General features: G+C 66.5%; 2 protein-coding genes and 1 pseudogene. 2 read left to right on the forward strand and 1 reads right to left on the reverse strand.

Annotated features, from left to right (window positions below; genetic code table 11):
• Positions 1–402 (forward strand): YceI family protein (locus tag ELR45_RS41030; protein ID WP_240759847.1); only part of this gene is annotated, 402 nt, incomplete at its 5' end.
• A 226-nt stretch (positions 403–628) separates the two neighbouring features.
• On the opposite strand, the pseudogene ELR45_RS18225 reads toward ELR45_RS41030, so the two are convergent.
• Positions 629–1834: pseudogene (locus ELR45_RS18225) on the reverse strand (MFS transporter); the annotation flags it as partial.
• Positions 1835–1979: 145 nt separating this feature from the next.
• On the opposite strand from ELR45_RS18225, the gene ELR45_RS38305 reads away from it, so the two are divergent.
• Positions 1980–2166 (forward strand): helix-turn-helix domain-containing protein (locus ELR45_RS38305; protein WP_205856825.1); only part of this gene is annotated, 187 nt, incomplete at its 3' end.

Here is a 2166-nt window from a genome sequence, read left to right on the forward strand (position 1 = left end):
ACTCCGGACCGGGACGCTCACCTGCGCAGCGCGGACTTCCTCGACGTGGATACCTTCCCGTCGATCAGCTTCCTCTCGCGGCAGGTCATCGGCGGCGACCCCAACTCCAAATGGTCCGTCGTGAACGGCACGATGGTCCGGCGTCGCCGCGGTGCGGGATGGTTCACCGTGATAGGCGATCTCACCATCAAGGGGATCACCCACCCGATCGAACTTCAGGTCAACATCGACGGCGTCAAGACGGATCCGTGGGGCGGCGAGCGGCTCGCATTGAGCGCGAACGGCGAGATCGACCGGGAACAGTACGGGATGACGTGGAACGTCGCCCTCGAAGCAGGCGGCTGGCTCGTGTCGCAGAAGATCGAGCTTGAGATCCGCGCGCAAGCCGTCCGCGAGGCCTGACCTCCGAGGCCGCGTGCCGCACCCGTGCACGCTGGCGCGGGTCACCGGTCACTGCATGCCCTTCACGCCCGTGCCGGGATGGCCCGCCGGATGCCAGCAAAGTTGTTGCCGGGCGCTGCGGCTCCCGGGGAACGATGTACACAAAGCCCCGCCCCGGCCGCTCCCTGAGGATGAGCCGCGCGCTCAAACGACCACGCCGGGCAAGGGCGATACCGATCACCGCCGCACCGATCAATGGACCGACGCCACAGGCCGCCATCGCCACCTGCGGACCGAACTCGGACGCGATACGGCCGATCAGCACACCGGAGAAGGCCTGGGCTCCCAGCAGCACGACGATGTACAACGCCATGATGCGCCCTCGCATATTGGGCGTCGTGGTCGACTGCACCAGCGCGTTGCTGGACGTCAGGTACATCAGGTTGGCCATGCCGATGGCGACCAGGGCCATGGCGAATAACGCCTGGTGACCGAGCGTGGCGGCGCCCACCTCCAGGGCCCCGATGACGGCCGCGCCCCAGACCAGCTGACGCAGCCTGGCGTGCCGCTGGCTGGTGACCAGCGAGCCGATGATCGCCCCGACCGCCACCATCGCGCTGAGCATGCCGTAGCCGCCGGCACCGGACTCGAAGACGTCGTCGGCGTAGGCCGTCAGGACGGTGGCCAGGTTGATGCCGCTCACGGCCACGAACCCGACCAGCACCGTCGGCCAGAGAATCCTCGGCTGGCTCCGCACCGAGGCCAGGCCTTCCCGGAGCTGCCCGCGCGCACGACGGACGACCGCCGGGGTCTTGAGCTCGGCGGGCCGCATCATGACCAGCAGCACCACTGCAGCGGCACAGGCCGCGGCATTGATGACGAAGGACAGGCCCTCCCCCACCATCTCGATCGAGACGGCTGCGAGCATCGGCCCGACAAGGGCGCCAAGCTGGAAGATCGAAGCGTTGACCGAGATGGCGGAGCGAAGATGCTTCAGCCCGACGAGCTCCGGCACGAAGGACTGACGGGCCGGGTTGTCCGCGACTGTGGTGAACCCGAGCGTGGCCGCCATCGCCAGCACGTGCCAGGGCTGCACCACCCCGGTCAGGGTCAGCACGCCCAGGGTCAGCGCGACCAGTCCCATCACGGACTGTGTGATCATCAGGATCCGGCGCTTGTCATAGCGGTCGGCGATGACCCCGCCGAGCAGGCCGAAGGCGAGGATCGGCAAGAACTGTAATGCGACGGTCAGACCGACCATGGCGACGTCGCCGGTGAGCGTGAGCATCAGCCAGTCTTGGGAGATGCGCTGCATCCAGCCGCAGCTGTTCGTCATCACCTGTGAGGTGACGTAGAGGCGGTAGTTCCGGACGCGGAAGGCGGCCAAGGTGGTGCGGATCGAGGATCGTGGTCGTTCGGTGGCAGGGCAGGGTTCGGCGTCAGCCGTGGTCACAGCAGTTTCCTGAAACGTCGAGATAAGTGGAGTCCCTCCTACATTAAGACGCTGTCAGGAATTCATTGCCACTATTGGTACTATAAATGTCATTGGTTTCCTCAATAAGTACGTCCTCGTCGGCCCGACATGACGGAGTAGCACCGTGTTCGACCCGGTCCATCTGCGCACCTTCCTCGCCGTCGCGGAGACGCTGAGCTTCACCGGTGCCGGCGCCCGGCTCGGGATCAGCCAGCCGACGGTCAGCCAGCATGTCCGGCGGCTGGAGGACAGTGCGGGCCGCCAGTTGCTCAGCCGCGACACACGCACGGTCACACTCACCGACAACGGAC

Origin of the sequence: Phytoactinopolyspora endophytica (genome assembly GCF_004138495.1) — a bacterium.
Lineage (GTDB): Bacteria > Actinomycetota > Actinomycetes > Jiangellales > Jiangellaceae > Phytoactinopolyspora > Phytoactinopolyspora endophytica.